Annotated in this window: 9 protein-coding genes and 1 riboswitch; of the genes, 2 read left to right on the top strand and 7 right to left on the bottom strand. The window is 44.9% G+C overall.

Going from position 1 to position 16800, the window contains the following annotated elements; translation table 11 throughout:
- Positions 1-72: 72 nt before the first annotated feature.
- The 5 genes from dnm_RS26770 to dnm_RS26750 form a co-directional block, all read right to left on the bottom strand.
- Positions 73-1515 (bottom strand): sigma-54-dependent transcriptional regulator, encoded by a 1443-nt coding sequence (locus tag dnm_RS26770; protein WP_207679943.1) that lies wholly within the window; start codon positions 1513-1515, stop codon positions 73-75.
- A 264-nt stretch (positions 1516-1779) separates the two neighbouring features.
- A riboswitch (cyclic di-GMP riboswitch) is annotated at positions 1780-1855 on the bottom strand.
- Between the two features lie 754 nt (positions 1856-2609).
- Positions 2610-3764 carry a radical SAM family heme chaperone HemW gene (hemW, locus tag dnm_RS26765; protein WP_207679942.1) on the bottom strand — a complete coding sequence of 385 codons (1155 nt, stop codon included), beginning with the start codon at positions 3762-3764 and terminating at the stop codon, positions 2610-2612.
- Entirely contained in the window at positions 3745-5286 is a 1542-nt protein-coding gene (cobA, locus tag dnm_RS26760; RefSeq protein ID WP_207679941.1) for a uroporphyrinogen-III C-methyltransferase, read from the bottom strand. Before cobA ends, hemW begins: the two co-directional genes overlap by 20 nt.
- A gap of 278 nt (positions 5287-5564) precedes the next feature.
- Positions 5565-6542 carry a hydroxymethylbilane synthase gene (hemC, locus tag dnm_RS26755; protein ID WP_246556107.1) on the bottom strand — a complete coding sequence of 326 codons (978 nt, stop codon included), beginning with the start codon at positions 6540-6542 and terminating at the stop codon, positions 5565-5567.
- The gene (locus dnm_RS26750; RefSeq protein ID WP_207679940.1) at positions 6497-6727 is read right to left on the bottom strand and encodes an FmdB family zinc ribbon protein; all 231 of its coding nucleotides are present in this window, start codon (positions 6725-6727) and stop codon (positions 6497-6499) included. The genes hemC and dnm_RS26750 overlap by 46 nt, the downstream gene beginning before the upstream one ends.
- A gap of 1393 nt (positions 6728-8120) precedes the next feature.
- On the opposite strand from dnm_RS26750, the gene dnm_RS26745 reads away from it, so the two are divergent.
- Positions 8121-11591: a flotillin family protein gene (locus tag dnm_RS26745; RefSeq protein WP_207679939.1), complete on the top strand. Its 3471-nt coding sequence runs from the start codon at positions 8121-8123 to the stop codon at positions 11589-11591.
- 1541 nt (positions 11592-13132) lie between these two features.
- On the opposite strand, the gene pyrF is transcribed toward dnm_RS26745, so the two are convergent.
- Together pyrF and dnm_RS26735 are read right to left on the bottom strand one after the other, a co-directional pair.
- Positions 13133-13870 (bottom strand): orotidine-5'-phosphate decarboxylase, encoded by a 738-nt coding sequence (pyrF, locus tag dnm_RS26740; protein WP_207679938.1) that lies wholly within the window; start codon positions 13868-13870, stop codon positions 13133-13135.
- Between the two features lie 331 nt (positions 13871-14201).
- Positions 14202-16241 (bottom strand): ABC transporter ATP-binding protein, encoded by a 2040-nt coding sequence (locus dnm_RS26735; protein ID WP_246556106.1) that lies wholly within the window; start codon positions 16239-16241, stop codon positions 14202-14204.
- 25 nt (positions 16242-16266) lie between these two features.
- On the opposite strand from dnm_RS26735, the gene dnm_RS26730 reads away from it, so the two are divergent.
- The gene (locus dnm_RS26730; protein WP_207683806.1) at positions 16267-16476 is read left to right on the top strand and encodes a hypothetical protein; all 210 of its coding nucleotides are present in this window, start codon (positions 16267-16269) and stop codon (positions 16474-16476) included.
- Positions 16477-16800: the final 324 nt, after the last annotated feature.

The following is a 16800-nucleotide window of genomic DNA, read 5'->3' as shown; positions in this document are numbered from 1 at the left end:
CACCGGCGCTCGTGCAGCCGATGATATGCAATATAAGGGTAGGATGACAAAGGATGGCTTACACGAACGCTGTTATTGCCCGAAATGACAAGGGTTTGCACGGAGTACTCTCGGATACTTGACACCTGACATCATCCTTCGCTTTTTCAGTCTTTCGCTCAGAGTGGGTTGCGTGATGCCCAGCAATTTGGCTGCAACGGTCTGATTCCCGCTCCGTTTCATAGCTTCATCAATGAGCATGTCTGATGCCTGTCTCAGCGTAGGCAGCATTTTAAGATGTGCGAATGGCGATCCCTTTTCTTTTTCCTTCATTTTTGTCACATAGGGCCGGATAAGCTCCGGAGAAAGCACCCCTGATCCGTCCCTGACCATGGCATCAACAATCATTGACTGCAACTCCCTCACATTTCCCGGAAAAGGATAAGTTTCCAACAAATTTGTAAAGGCCTCGGGTATTTCCGGCACCTCTTTTTTCTCTTTGAGATAAGTCTTCCTGACAAAAAATTTGGTCAGCAGCGCAATATCCGCTGAACGCTCACGCAGCGGCGGTATATGCACATGATGGGTTTGCAGCCGGTAAATGAGGTCCTCCCGGAATTTGCCCTCCTCCTGAAGTTTCCAGAGATCCCTGTGCGTACTCGTGACAATGCGGGCATCTGTCTGACTGTGTTTGTCACAGCCCAAAGGCAGGTATTCCCCTTCCTGGAGCAGCCTCAGCAGTTTCACCTGGGATTCAGGGCTCAGGTCCCCGATTTCGTCCAGAAAAAGGGTCCCGCCGGCAGCCTGTCTGATCAGTCCCTTGCGATCTCCAGCGCTCCCGGTGTAAGCACCTTTGACATGCCCGAAAAGGGTGTCTGAAAACATGGTGTCATCAAGACCGGCTGTGTTCACACTGACCATTTTCCCCCTGCGGCCGCTGAGTGTGTGGATGGCAGTGGCAAAGAGCTCCTTTCCCACACCGGTTTCGCCGGTAATCAGCACCGGATGAGGACTGGGAGCAGCGGCTTCGACATATCGGAAAAGAGAGAGCATTTTTTTGTCCTGGGCGATGATGTGTGCGAAAGCCTCAGGATTTTCGGGCCGGTCGGACCGGATGCACTGTCCCAAGCTCTCCGTTTCCCAAGCCGATTTCCTTAGTTTCAGGGCATGACGGACAGCGTTGAGGAAATCATGCATGCCCGTTCCCTTGACCACGCAATCAAACGCCCCGGCTTTCATGCACCGAACCGCTGTGTCCACCTCTGCCAACGCGGTGAGAACAATAACCGGAATCTCCGGAAATCTGTTGCTGACTTTTTTAAGCAGTTCCTCGCCGCCAATGTGCGGTGTCACCAGGTACAGAACCAGAACCCCGACCCGGTTCTCAGCAATCAGATCCAGCACCTGCTGGCTGTCATTGCAGATGATCAGAGGACTCACTCCGGCATCGAGTAACTGTTCCTTGATGGTCAGAAGCATGGTTTCCGAATCATCCACGATCATTACCGATGGTTGAAGTTGATTTTTATTTTTCATAGCTCTTCCAATTGTATTCATTTTTAGAAAAGATTGAAAAAATTCCGGGCGCATTGACGAGACGCGGTTTCAAATGCTCCCCAACTTATGAATACACCCAAAAATGTCCTTGCCGTTTTTCTTGATAATTTTGTCTTGGTTCTTGCTGTTTCTGATGATATGATTTTTTTTATGCAGAACAGAGTATTTTTATCATCATTACTGATTACTGAGCCGTCCAAAACAAGTATAAATTTTTTCAATAAAAAGCCGGATTACCCCATTATAGGCAACCCGGCTGTCTCTTCCGAGATCCGTAGCTTTCCGTCCCCGCCTCACAGCGGGTTTGGCTTTATCTGGTTGATCTTAATGAATATAAGTACCTAACCATAAATTTTCGATATTTGCCCGGGGAAGAAACCCGGCTTTTTTTTTCCGGAATGATTCGCCGGCCCTGAAGGAAAAAGCCGGGTTTCTCCGCGGTTCGCAGAAAAAAAAGATGTATAAAAAATTTTTGATCGGGTACTTAAATAAGCTTTAATCCTTTTTTATCGTATGCAGTTCCCTTCCGGAAGAGAACAGTCAATGAAATTTCCGGCCGGAGCCATCTGTCTGTGTTTCTTAATTCAGTGTCTCTGTAATACAGGAAAGGTTACAAATAGGTTACAGATTCAAAAAAAATCGAATTTTTCCAGCGTCAGCAGATCAGAAAATGTCCGGACTGTGTGCGAGAGAACGAAAAAAACCGGCTTTTTTTCCGGACAAAATGTCTCCCCGGCCGGAAAACCACGGGTTTCTCCCCTGCCCGTCGTGTCTGCCCTGTGACAGCCCGAAAACTTTTCGATCTGCTGAGAGTGATCATGTTATGATCATGCTGAGACGAATCCTGACGAATGAGATTTGGCAGGCATATATCAGTCCGGACAGATACGGCCGGACGTGGAATGACATTGGTTCTGAAAAAAGGATGTGAGAAAATTCTGACAAATGACATATGATCGGATAATTCCGGAACTCCCCCTGCCCCTGTTGTCGGAGATATCTGGCATCCGGGAGCATATCAGATTGAATTGTCGCCAACTTTGTTAAAAGCTCTTGCCCGCAGGCAATTATTCTCAGACCAGTGCGGACACCACACTGTCAAGAAACAGCATTCCCCGGCGGGTCAGCGCACAGCGTTTTTCATCTGTTTTGATTAACCCGTTTTCCTCAAAACAGTCTGTCATCTCCCCGAACATTTCGTGAAAGCTTACGCCAAATTTTTCATCAAATTTCTCAATATCTATTCCGTCTGTCGTTCTCAGTCCCAGGTAAATCGCCTCTGTGATCTGCTGTTCTCTGGTTAATATCTCCTTTTCCGCTATGGGAAATCTCCCAGCGCCAATGTCGCTGAGATACTTTTTTACAGAACGGTGATTCCAGTAACGACAGGGACTGACATAAGAATGCGCGGAAGGCCCGAATCCCAGATACGGCACATCCTGCCAGTATTTCTGATTATGCCTCGACCTTTCCGGTCCTGACCGTGCAAAGTTTGATATTTCATACTGGGCATAACCCTGTTTGCTTAAAAAGTCCACTGTCGTCTGAAACAAATCAGCCACTCGCCCCTCGGAGAGCGGAACAAAGCATCCTTTCCGGCGGTCTTTGTCCATAGCAGTGCCTTCCTCATAAGTGAGCATGTAACAGGACAGATGAGCAGGCTCGGATTCAACGGCCCGCTCCAAGTCGGGAATCCACGAAAGTTCTGTCTGGCCCGGAAGGCCATAAATAAAATCAAGCCCGATATTATCAAAACCTGCTTTCCTCGCCCATTGAATCGCCAAATGCGCTTCTTCTGCAGAATGAATCCGTCCGAGAAATCTGAGGTTTTCTTCCTGAAAGGACTGGACGCCGATATTTATGCGACTGACGCCTGCTCGATAATAGCCCCTGAGTTTTTCAGGTGTTACTGTGCCGGGATTGACTTCAATGGTGATTTCAGCATCAGGGAGAATTGGGAAGGCGTTCCGGGCGGTCTCAATGATCTGTCCGATATCTTCCGCATCAAACACGGAAGGCGTGCCGCCGCCGATATACAGTGTATCAAAAAAAAACCGGGTTTTCTGAAAAAACCCGGCTTCCATTTGCATTTCACGCATTAAGGCATTGATAAACGCGTGTTTAAAAGACAAATCCGTTATTGAATAGAAATCACAATACGGGCATTTCCGAATGCAAAAAGGAATATGAACATATAGTCCCGCAGGTTCAGGCTGATATGGGCGCATAATATTGCTGAATTGCCTCGCATAACCCTGGTATGGTATAGGATTCCGCACTGATATGAACATCAAACCCCAGTTCTTTCGCAGTATCGGCAGTGACAGGCCCGATACTTGCAATGGTGACGCCTTGCATCAGATTTTTTAGTGCGTCATCTCCGGGAGGCAGGAGTGATCTGAAATTTCTTACCGTGGAGGAACTCGTAAACGTGACAATATCTATTGCTCCCTCTTTAAGCTGAGTTACGAGAACATCCGCATTGTCACGCACCGCTTTTGTGCAATATGTCGTGACTTCGTCCACCATTGCTCCCATTTTTCTCAGTTCCACAGGCAGAACAGGTCTTGCCTCTTTTGCCCGGGGGAGCAGGATTTTTTTGCCCTTTATTTCCTCGTTTTCAAACGCATCCACCACCGACTCTGCCCGGTAGCTTTCAGGAACAATATCGCTGTTCAGTCCGAAATCACGCAGGCGTTTTGCCGTTGCCGGGCCAATGGCCGCAGTCCTCAACTGATGCAATGCCCTGACATCTTTGCCTTTTTCAAAAAGCCGCTCAAAAAAGAATTTTACGCCGTTGACACTGGTGAACACAATCCAATCATACTCGGAAAGGTTTTCAAGAGCCATATCCAGCGGGTTCCGGTCCTCCGGAGGAGTAACTTTGATGGTGGGATATTCCAGACATTCCGCACCGAGATCCGAGAGAAGTTTCACCAGATCGCTGGCCTGTTCCCTCGCACGGGTGACAACGATGCGCTTTCCCATGAGCGGACGGTTTTCAAACCATTTCAGTCTTTGCCTTAACCCCACCACATTACCCACAACAATAATCGCCGGCGCTTTCAGTCCGGCTGCTTTTACCTCTTCAACAATGGTCTCAAGGGTTCCTGTGACCGTCATCTGTCCGGGCGTGGTTCCCCATCTGACCAGCGCCACAGGTGTATCTGCATTCATGCCGTGTTCAAGCAGATTACGAGTAATATTCGGCAGGTTTTTGACACCCATGAGAAACACGAGGGTTCCGATGCCTTTTGCAAGAGATGCCCAGTCAATACTTGTTTCCGCTTTGGTGGGGTCTTCGTGTCCTGTCACAAAGGCAAGGGTGGAGGTAAAATCCCTGTGCGTGAGCGGAATTCCCGCATAAGCAGGCGCGGCAATCGCGGACGTGACCCCCGGCACCACTTCAAAAGGAACGCCTTCATCAAGCAATATCTCTGCTTCCTCTCCGCCTCGTCCGAAGATGAACGGGTCACCGCCCTTGAGACGGGTCACAACCAATCCGGATTTTGCTTTTTCCGCAATCAGCGCGTTAATGCCGTCCTGAGACAAGGTATGATCTCCGCCTTTTTTTCCCACATAAATAAGCTCGGCATTTTCAGGCGCGTATTTCAGCAGCGCCGGCGCGGCGAGATAGTCATAAATGATGGTATCAGCACAGCGGATACATTCCAATCCTTTTACTGTAATCAGTCCGGGATCACCCGGGCCCGCGCCGACCAGATAAACTTTACCATTTGTCATTTTCATATATTTGCTTTCAATGGAAAGGTGTCAGGTATTATAAGTGTTAAGTGTTAGGTGTTAGGTGTTAGGTGTTAAGTGTTAGGTGTTAAGTGTTAAGTGTTAAGTGTTAAGTATCAGGAAAAATTGTAAACCTCATTCCGGAGTACAAAACTGCAAGTTTGGCACTCCGGATAAAATTTGCTTATAATGAAACATGAAAGTTTAAGGCCACTTAACACTTAACACCTAACACTTAACACTTAACACCTGACACCTGACACCTGACACCTGACACCTGACACCTACACTTTCAGATTTTCAAGTATTTGTTTTGCCCCCATTGTGAGAAGGCAGTTTCCAAGGTCTGTCCCGATGGTTTCTGATTCTGTTTCAGGGCCTGAGAGGGTTTCCTGAATAATGGTTTTGCCGTCAACATCCGCGACAAGCCCGGAAAGGGTAAATATGCCTCGCTCAATTTTTCCATGCGCGGCAATGGGAACCTGACATCCGCCTTCGAGACAGTTTAAAAATGCCCGTTCTCCCATGACCACCGATCTTGTTTCCTGATGGTTGAGCGGACCAATCACGGGTTCAATTTCAGGATCATTTTCCCGTGTTTCAATACAAAGTGCGCCCTGTCCCACTGCCGGAAGCATGATATCCTCGTCCAGATATTCGGTTATTCTGGATTCAAAATTCATGCGTTTCACTCCCGCGGCAGCCAGGATAATAGCGTCCATGTCGCCATGTTCAAGTTTTTTAAGACGCGTGTCAAGATTTCCCCTTAACGGCACAATGTCAATATCCGGTCTTGCCCGTCGCAACTGAGCAGCCCGGCGAAGACTGCTTGTTCCGACACAGGCTCCCGCGGGAAGCTCTGAAAGCAAAAGCCCTTTTCCGGAGATAAGAACATCTTTCGGAGTTTCACGCTCCGGAACTGCCCCGATGCACAGCCCTTCGGGGATTTCAGAAGGCATATCCTTCATGCTGTGAACAGCAAGATCAATACGCCCGTCCAAAAGGGCCTCTTCTATCTCCTTGACAAAAAGCCCCTTGCCGCCCACTTTGGCAAGGGGGACATCCAGAATCTTGTCGCCTTTGGTTTTTATGATGACAAGTTCAACCTTGGCTTTCCATTCCCCGTTCCCGGATTTTTCAATAGCCGATTTCACCCAGTTTGCCTGCCAGAGCGCAAGTTTGCTGCCCCTGGTTCCGATTTTGATATGCCTGTCCATCAGTGACCGCAGCCCGAACAACTGGTTGCTGTGCATCCGCTGCATGATGAGTTTGCTGCGGAACGGCTCACGGTCTCACCGCCAGTTCCCTTGGTGATAAATCCGCACGCGGATATGAGTTTGTTCACCTCTTTGCTGTTGCATGAAGGGCACTCGGGCTGGTCACTTCCTAAAACCAGACATTCAAAATTATGATTACATTTATCACAATGATATTCGTAAATTGGCATTTTAATTCTCCTTGTACGGTTTGTTAAATTCCTGTTCATTGGAAATTTCAATATAAATTTAAGACTGTTTGTCAGAATTTCAATCATAAATCGCCTGTTTATTCCGAATAGCTCTGAATGTGTTGTTTTTTTTAAGTAGAATTCTGCCCCCTCAGAATACACCTTTTGCCCCATTGACTTGGTTTTTTAATATATTATCATACTACCGGATAAAAAATTCGTAATCTTTGTTAAATTATTCAAAATCAGATAGTTAAACGAATCGAACATTTATACCCAATTTAATAATTCCTAATTATAACGGATTTGGGGGAGGCCGGTCAAGCCCTGTAAGGGCGGCATATTTGTAGCAGCAGGTTTGCAAGCCCCCGCCAAGCCATGTAGGGGCGGCATATTCGCTACAAATATACCGCCCCTACGGGGCTTGACCAGCCTAGGATAATGAATTACTACAAATATGCCGCCCCTACGGGGCTTGACCGCATACGCATCAAGCTAAGGATTTTTATGATTCCGGAACGCCCGAAAACAAAGGTTTTGCCTTTCGGCTGTCGCCAGATCAGTTCCAATAAAATCAGAATGTTATGTTCTTAGCCTGATGCGTATGGGCTTGACCGGCCCAGGATAATGAATTACTACAAATATGCCGCCCCTACGGGGCTTGGCCAGCCTCCCCCAAATCCGTTATAATCAGAATAATTCCAATAGGTTACAATTTTTTGTCCGGTAGTATGATATATTATAAAATATTTATCAGACACGGCAGACGGGGGAGAAACCCCATATGCATCAGGCTAAGACTGCCGGACGGGGTTTGCAACCCCGTCCGAAACGTTTGTTTTCGGGGGTCGGAAAATATTTCGGACGGGGTTGCAAACCCCGTCCGGCAGATCACGGGTTAATAAAAACAATGAGTTACGATCTTAGCCTGATGCATATGGGGAGAAACCCGGCTTTTTTCGGCCGGGGAGCCACTTCGTCCGGGAAAAAAAGCCGGGTTTCTTCGCTCTTCCGCACACACTCCGAAAACCATCTGATCTGCTGAACACTGCCCGTTGAAAACATACTTCCACAGAAAAATTTGCTGATGATAACGGATTTAGGGGAGGCCGGAAAAGCCCGCGGGGGCGGCATATTTGTAGCGAATCATGCCGGGCCGGATAAACGGGACCCGCCCGGACCCGCTCGTTGAGCTTGTCGAAACGAGCCCGCCCCCCTTCGACAGGCTCAGGGTGCGGACCGGCCTCCCCTAAATCCGTTATCATCAGAAAATTTGCAGTCAAAAAAAATTTTACTGATGTGTAAGAATGAAAAATGCTTTTGCATAATATTCAGTTTAAAGGGGAATAGCAGCAGACCTGCCGCAATCTGATATTATATCAGGAGGACTGTGATGTTCAGAATCAGCATTGAGCCATTTGATATACGCAGTCGCACACCGCAGGCAAGATTTTTCTGGCAAACCAAATATAAGCCTTTGGTAGATAAAATCAAAAAGAACATTTTTGATCTGGGTTTATCTGTCTTAATATGGGCAAACGCAAACAATACCATTAAAATCCGGCTTCATGAAATAAACGAGGAATTAAGACACTTAAATATTGATGCGGATATCTGCGTTGCAACAGACGGGGCTACTGCGGCATCTGCTCCGAATGAATTAAAAGACAGAGGAAAGGACAAGGATATCATTATTCCGATTATTATCGGAGAATCTTTTCTTGTGGAACCATTCTTAACTGATTCGTCAGATATCGTGGGAAAACTTTCTGTTTTTCTCGATACAAGGATCATTGAAAATTATGAAGAAAATCGGTCTGATTTTAAATTGAAAGATATTTTTCAAAAAACGACTGCTCTGAATTATCCAAATGATTTCAAAAATAATAAATTCAATACGCATATTTTATATTTTATCGAGGCGATTCGTACCATAAAATATATGCAGTCGGTGTCCGGTAAAAGTCCGAGAATATTAAAATCAAATAAGGATGTTTTCTTACTTTATAAGGATTTTAAGCCCCAGGTGGATATCTTTCTGACCAGCAGCCATCTTTTTCTGCTGTCCTTTCTCAGATACCTCAACGGACTGACAAAAGAAAATTTTCTTGAACATCTGAATATTTCAAAAGACGCTCTTGATTCGGAAGTTATTCTCAATGACGTGTTAAATACGTTTGAAAATTTCGGGCTGATAAAAGAAGAATCAGACCGGTTTGAGCTGACAAACCGCGGCAATGCTTTTTTTGAACTGTTCGGACTGACGTGTTTGCCGGTTCTCGAAGATGAAAAAAAGAGTTTCAAAGAAAAATGGAGTCAGGCCCTTGAAAAGACATTTTTAACAAACTTTGAATTATGCGAACATGCTAAAAAATTGGAAGATTTATCGAAGCGGCTCTACTTATCTCTGTCCAGGAAAGATAGTTTTCTGCGATGGTGGCATTTTTTTGTGAATAAATATCTTTTTGACGAGATGACAGAGGCAGAGGAAGAATTTTGGAATTATCCGATAACCAGAATGCTTTTTGAAATCTGGAGAGAAAACATATCCGATGTAAAGCAAGATTGGCGGGCAGCGGAGAGAGAAAGAACCGAGTTTATCGAGTATGTGTTTGAAAAACTGAGAATTTCTAATGAGACGGAATTTTCTGATATATATCAAGAGTTTAAAAATTTGATATTTTCCATGAGTATGCTGAGACCAAATAATCAGGCACATATTTACCTGTGTTTTTCCTTTCAGATGCGTCCCTTAAAAAACATTATCCGCCAGTATTTTGACATTGCCGTGATCACCGGCCAGTATGATTTGTTATTAAAACGATATTCCCCCTATCACCATATGCTGAATATCAATGCCACCCACGGCCAACGGATAATGTTCGATCTGCGGCTGGATTTTCGCCCCGTTACCTTCAGGCTGGATCACAAATTTACCCTGGCTCTGGAACTGTCCAAAGCTGAAACTCGGAAAAAGGGTCGTTATATCACCTGTCCCGTTGTTCCTGACCAAAAGGCTGAAAATGACAAACTCGCGGAAATTTCCGAACAGGAGAAAACCATTAATAATATTTTTCCCTCCCCTGATTATCTGAGAAATATTAATTTTGGTGATGACGGCAAGGTTTATTATACCGGAAATGAAGAAAAGGAAGTTGTTGAGATGTACGGCCAGCGCCGGACGAACCTTATACAAAAAGAGGATGAGCTGAATCTGATCCGGGCAACCCCCAGACCTTCGCCTGAAAGCGGACTGATTCTCCGTTTCAACCTTCTGGATCCTGTGGCCGTTTTATTGGAAGGCATCAACAGAGGCAGGGATGTGTCTTTGGATGAATTTCGGAATGTGATGAAGTGTCTGGACTTATACGGACCAGAGGCAAAGAAAAGTGAAAACGAACGCCGCAAGCTGGACGATATTATTGATGAAGTTTTTGAAAAAGCAGAACCTGAGGGTCTGACAAAGAGTACCCTTGAGTTCCTGCACAGACTCCAGCAGATCTGTAATGAAGATTCGTGTGAGGAAGAAATGGCATGGCGGTTTCTGATCAGCAAATTTATGGGCGGTTATCAGAAACATGCGTTACAGGCTATCTGCCACCGGCTGACAAAAGAAGGGCTTGAACTGGTTTTCAGTCTGTGGCCCCTTGTCACCGGAAATGAAATAAAAATAAACCCGACATCCGGAGAAGTAAGCGCCCCTCCGAATTTGTCAAAAACACTCCTTCCTTTTACGGACAATCTCCGGCGGGAACTTCAGGATTTGCTGAAAAACGTTTTCACCCAATGTTTATATATTTCAGCCCCGACCATACGCGCCCGCAGCGAACCGAGAATGGCCGAGATGGTCATAAGGTATTGTCTGAATATAAAAAGTAACGAAGAGAACTTCCGTGAACGCCTGAAAGACCATCTGGAAAAGCATTATCAAATTCATTACAGCTTTATGGAGGAATATCGTCGGAAAGAGCAGAAGAATCCCGGACAAAACAAAAAATTTGAATTCACAGATGCTCACATCAAACAAATCCAAAACGATGTTTCAGATATTGTCGCATTAATTGAAGGCTGTCGCAAACGTCTGTTCAGCCCCGGTGAAAATAACCGTCTGCTCTGTTTCATAGACCCGGACAGCGTGGATGTTCAGATAGGCAAATTTGAATATGAGGGAAAGGTTCTTGATAACGAAGAAGCATTCAGGAAAAGGAAAAAAGAGCGTGAAAAAGAACTGGGTGAGTTCCAACATCAGGCATTAATGGAAAAAGAATCCCTTCTTGCTCAGAAAGAGAAAGAAATCACCAAAGCAACTCTTGAAAAAGAAAGACAGACTGAAAAAGCAAAGATTGAAAGGCTTACAAAAGCCGAAAACTGGAGGGAAAAGAAAGAATCGCTTAAGATAGAACAAGAAGAGATTGAGATGCAAAAGGAAATGTATAAAAAAGAAAGGGAACTGGCAATCAGCGAAGTCAGAAAAGAGGAAATTATCGCATTTAAAGAAGGGGATATGCAACGTTATTTAGTCTTGGCATTGTTAGAGGCTCATCTTGAAGGAGGGCTTGAAAAAGTCTGGAATATATTGGAAAGCTCTTCGACTGTTTTAATGATCATTAATCCCGATCTTTATCAGATGAAATCGCTTCATGAGTTGAAAAGAGATATTTTCAAGAGGCTGGAGAAAGATTTGTCAAAGGTTGATCCGATAACGCTTTCGATATTATTAAGCGATGATCATAAAAAACTTGTTGAAACAGATATTTATAAAGAGATGATGAAGGTGTTGTCAGAAACATTAAAGAATATTCCAAGACATGCCCCGTTTGTGGAGCGAGTGGTAAGCCATGAGCCTAAATCTCCTAAAAAATGAAACGAAAAAGCTGCTCAATATGCTGTCGGGCAGAGGATATCGGGGGATTCAGTATAAGAAGGGGATTATAAGAAGGAGGAGGAGGACTCAGTCTCTTTCTTATGAATCCCGTTTCAAAGGGAAAAACTGTTTTGCGGGTAAAATTAAAATTGTCAGCAGATCAAAAAAATTTCGGGAGAAATGGAGTGCAAAAATAGAGCGAAGCGATTTTTTGCATACTCCGGAAAAGCAAAAATTTTCGATCTGTCTGTGCAAAAAAGCGCTTCGCTCTATTTTTGCACTCCGGAAAAAAAAATTTCTGATTTTCTGAGATGCTTTTCAGCCATATTCTCATCTTAAAAAAAGGAGGAGGACTCAGTCTCTTTCTTATGAATCCCGTTTCAAAGGGAAGAACTGTTTTGCGGATAAAATTAAAATTGTCAGCAGATCAAAAAAATTTCGGGAGAACCGGAAAAGAAAAAATTTCTGATCTTCTGAGATGCTTTTCAGCCATATTCTCATCTTAAAAAAAGGAGGAGGACTCAGTCTCTTTCTTATGAATCCCGTTTCAAAGGGAAGAACTGTTTTGCGGGTAAAATTAAAATTGTCAGCAGATCAAAAAAATTTCGGGAGAAATGGAAAAGAAAAAATTTCTGATTTTCTGAGATGCTTTTCAGCCATATTCTCATCTTAAAAAAAGGAGGAGGACTCAGTCTCTTTCTTATGAATCCCGTTTCAAAGGGAAGAACTGTTTTGCGGGTAAAATTAAAATTGTCAGCAGATCAAAAAAATTTCGGGAGAAATGGAAAAGAAAAAATTTCTGATTTTCTGAGATGCTTTTCAGCCATATTCTCATCTTAAAAAAAGGAGGAGGACTCAGTCTCTTTCTTATGAATCCCGTTTCAAAGGGAAGAACTGTTTTGCGGGTAAAATTAAAATTGTCAGCAGATCAAAAAAATTTCGGGAGAAATGGAAAAGAAAAAATTTCTGATTTTCTGAGATGCTTTTCAGCCATATTCTCATCTTAAAAAAAGGAGGAGGACTCAGTCTCTTTCTTATGAATCCCGTTTCAAAGGGAAGAACTGTTTTGCGGGTAAAATTAAAATTGTCAGCAGATCAAAAAAATTTCGGGAGAAATGGAGTGCAAAAATAGAGCGAAGCGATTTTTTGCTTACTCCGGAAAAGCAAAAATTTTCGATCTGTCTGTGCAAAAAAACGCTTCGCTCTATTTTTGCACTCCGGAAAAGAAAAAATTTCTGATTTTCTGAGATGCTTTTCAGCCATATTCTCATCTTAAAAAAAGGAGGAGGACTCAGTCTCTTTCTTATGAATCCCGTTTCAAAGGGAAGAACTGTTTTGCGGGTAAAATTAAAATTGTCAGCAGATCAAAAAAATTTCGGGAGAAATGGAGTGCAAAAATAGAGCGAAGCGATTTTTTGCTTACTCCGGAAAAGCAAAAATTTTCGATCTGTCTGTGCAAAAAAACGCTTCGCTCTATTTTTGCACTCCGGAAAAGAAAAAATTTCTGATTTTCTGAGATGCTTTTCAGCCATATTCTCATCTTAAAAAGCGGATGACACCTGTGTTTCTTTTTCAATTTCCTCTGAAATGCGCATGGCGGCTGTTTTCGGATCTTTTGCATCCCTTATGGGTCTTCCGATCACGAGATAATCCGAACCGTTTTTTATGGCCTGTGCAGGTGTGGTGATACGTTGCTGATCATGTTTTTCCACAGCATCCCAGGAGGGGCGTATCCCCGGCGTCACGGTGACAAAATCTTTCCCAAACTTCTCCTTCACCATTTTCACTTCAAGCCCTGAACAGACAATTCCCGCACATCCTGCGTCCCTGGCCATTTCAGCCCGTTTCATGACAAGTTTTGACATATCAGAAGAAAATTCTTCTCTGAATCCGGCATGATGAATATCTTCACCTGAAACACTTGTCAGAACCGTGACCCCGAGTACGCCTGTTTTTTCTCGGCTCCCTTTTACTGCATATTCAAGCATCCTGGGCGTTTCTCCGCAGTGAACCGTTACAAAATCAGCCCCGAATTCCGCAACACGTTCCATGGCCCGTAAAACAGTTACCGGAATATCATGAAGTTTCAGGTCTAAAAATATTTTGGCTGTTCCCGAACCTTTTATGAAGCTTATCATTTCAGGTCCTGACTGAATAAAAAGCTCCAAGCCCACCTTGAACATGCCCACATGCTCCGAAAGAAGCTGAACATATTCTTTTGCCTGCTTTACAGACGGGACATCCAAAGGAAAAATGATATAATCTTTTGCTTGTTTCATAAAATGTTGTATCCTTTAATTTGGGTGTTAGCGTGTTAGGTGTTAGCGTGTTAGGTGTTAGCGTGTTAGGTGTTAGGTGTTAGGTGTTAGCGTGTTAGGTGTTAGGTGTTAGCGTGTTAGGTGTTAGGTGTTAGCGTGTTAGGTGTTAGGTGTTAGCGTGTTAGGTGTTAGGTGTTAGCGTGTCAGATGCTAGGATATCAGATGTTACTCAATGATCAGGTTTTTTGATCCGGTTCGGACAAAAAGTCCTGTCATTCCTGCGAAAGCAGGAATGACAAAAAAAAACTTGATCATTGAGTGTTAGGAAAATGAGGATAGAATTTTTCACTTTTCACTTTTCACTTTTCACTTCACCTGCCCGATGACATGCCACCAAATGCCCCTCTCCCACTGAACCCGGGGCAATGCGTAATTTCGGTTCCTCATGTTTGCACTGCTCTGTCATGATCGGGCAGCGGGTATGAAAGCGGCATCCTGAAGGCGGGTTAATGGGCGAGGGCACATCTCCGGCGAGAATCCGCGTTTGTTTTTTTACCGAGGGATCAGGAACAGGAATTGCGGATATCAGTGTTTGTGTGTAGGGATGCATCGCTTTTTCATAAATGGTATCCGCATCCGCATATTCAACAATTTTTCCAAGATACATCACCGCAATATGATCGGAAATATGTTTGACCACTGCAAGATCATGAGCAATAAAAACATAGGTCAGCCCCATATCCTGCTGGAGTTCCAAAAGCAGGTTCAGAATTTGTGACTGAACAGACACATCCAGCGCAGACACAGGCTCATCGCATATCATCAGCTTTGGGTCCAGGGCAATGGCCCTGGCAATACCGATTCGCTGACGCTGCCCCCCGCTGAACTCATGCGGAAAGCGTGTTACAGCGTCTTGGGAAATTCCGACCCGGTTCAGAAGCTGTCTCACTTTTGATTTTCGTTCTTCAGGCGAGCCCACACCATGAATAATAAAAGGTTCTTCTAATATATCGCCAATGGTATGCCGGGAATTCAGCGACTCAAAAGGGTCCTGAAAAATCATCTGCATATCTCGCCGCAAATCCCGCAGTGCTTTGCGGCCAAGAAGTGACATATTTTTTCCCTCGAATAACACATCGCCCTCAGTGGGATCATAAATCCTCAATATGGCACGCCCCACCGTGGTTTTGCCGCAGCCAGATTCTCCTACCAGTCCCAGAGTTTCGCCAGTTCTGACATTAAACGATACGCCGTCAACAGCATAGACCTTTCCGATCTTTCGCCAAAACACACCGCCATAAACAGGAAAGTGCATTTTTAAATTGGAAACTTGAAGCTTGAAACTTGAAATTTGGTCAGAATTTCGGGTTTCAAATTTCGAGTTTCGAGTTTCGAGTTTCGAGTTTCGAGTTTCCAATTTCAAGTTTTCAAAATGGCAACAGGAAAAGTGATTCTCACCTACGGATTTCATTGGCGGCTCTGTCTCACAAACAGCCTGAAAATAGGGACATCGGTTTTGAAAGCGGCATCCCCGAGGCAGTTCGTAAAGACTTGGAACCATGCCTTTGATGACATTCAGCTTCATTTTTCTCGGATATTCGAGCCGGGGCATCGAGGAAAGCAGACCTTTGGTATAAGGATGACTCGGATTTTTAAACAAGTCTGACACAGAAGCCGTTTCGGCCACTTTTCCTGCATACATCACCACCACCTCGTCGCACATCTCCGCAATCACGCCCAGATCATGCGTGATAAAAATAATGGTCATGCCGATGTCACGCTGTAACTGCTTCATCAGTTCGAGAATTTGCGCCTGAATGGTGACATCCAGGGCAGTAGTCGGCTCGTCCGCAATCAGAATATCCGGTTCACATGCCAAAGCCATTGCAATCATTACCCGTTGGCGCATCCCCCCGGAAATCTGATGCGGATATTCTCCCATACGTTTTTCAGGGTCAGGAATACCGACCTTATGAAGCATTTCAAGAGATTTTTCCTGAATTTCCTTTTTATTCATCTCTGAATAATGAAGCCGGAAAACTTCTCCGATCTGCTTTCCGATTTTGTGAACCGGATTGAGAGCAGTCATGGGTTCCTGGAAAATCATGGAAATACGGTTGCCGCGTATTTTGTGCATTTTGTCCGGATCAGTTCTCACGATATCTTTGTCTTGAAACAGAATTTCTCCGCTTTCAATAATACCGGCAGGTTTTGGCAAAAGTCGCATGATGGAGAGAGACGTAACACTTTTACCGCATCCGGACTCTCCGACAATACCGAGGGTCTGACCCTGTTTTACCTCAAAACTGACATCATCCACGGCCCGAATTCTCCCGGATTCAGTATCAAATGCCGTGACAAGATTTTTTATTTTTAAGATGACTTCGCTCAATATCTTTCTCCGGAGACACGCTTTTTTGCCAAACGGGGTTAGCAACATCAATAATCGCTCGTTGAGCCTGTCGAAACGGGCAATCCCCCCTTCGACAAGCTCAGGGGGCGGGTACGAAGTACGAGTACGGACAGAAAAATCGCTCGTTGAGCCTGTCGAAACGGGCAATCCCCCCTTCGACAAGCTCAGGGGGCGGGTACGAAGTACGAGTACGGACAGAAAAATCGCTCGTTGAGCCTGTCGAAACGGGCAATCCCCCCTTTGACAAGCTCAGGGGGCGGGTACGAAGTACGAGTACGGACAGAAAAATCGCTCGTTGAGCCTGTCGAAACGGGCAATCCCCCCTTCGACAAGCTCAGGGGGCGGGTACGAAGTACGAGTACGGACAGAAAAATCGCTCGTTGAGCCTGTCGAAACGGGCAATCCCCCCTTCGACAAGCTCAGGGGGCGGGTACGAAGTACGAGTACGGACAGAAAAATCGCTCGTTGAGCTTGTCGAAACGGGCAATCCCCCCTTCGACAAGCTCAGGGGGCGGGTACGAAGTACGAGTACGGACAG

The sequence above is a fragment of the Desulfonema magnum genome, from assembly GCF_017377395.1.
GTDB classification, from domain to species: domain Bacteria; phylum Desulfobacterota; class Desulfobacteria; order Desulfobacterales; family 4be13; genus Desulfonema_C; species Desulfonema_C magnum.
This window is presented reverse-complemented; position numbering and strand designations above follow the sequence as displayed.

What these genes read in the sequence shown, in the direction of transcription:
- dnm_RS26770 (WP_207679943.1), bottom strand. Translation starts at nt 1,515, where the DNA reads ATGAAAAATAAAAATCAACTTCAACCATCGGTAATGATCGTGGATGAT.
- hemW (WP_207679942.1), bottom strand. Translation starts at nt 3,764, where the DNA reads ATGCGCCCATATCAGCCTGAACCTGCGGGACTATATGTTCATATTCCT.
- cobA (WP_207679941.1), bottom strand. Translation starts at nt 5,286, where the DNA reads ATGAAAATGACAAATGGTAAAGTTTATCTGGTCGGCGCGGGCCCGGGT.
- hemC (WP_246556107.1), bottom strand. Translation starts at nt 6,542, where the DNA reads ATGCAGCGGATGCACAGCAACCAGTTGTTCGGGCTGCGGTCACTGATG.
- dnm_RS26750 (WP_207679940.1), bottom strand. Translation starts at nt 6,727, where the DNA reads ATGCCAATTTACGAATATCATTGTGATAAATGTAATCATAATTTTGAA.
- dnm_RS26745 (WP_207679939.1), top strand. Translation starts at nt 8,121, where the DNA reads ATGTTCAGAATCAGCATTGAGCCATTTGATATACGCAGTCGCACACCG.
- pyrF (WP_207679938.1), bottom strand. Translation starts at nt 13,870, where the DNA reads ATGAAACAAGCAAAAGATTATATCATTTTTCCTTTGGATGTCCCGTCT.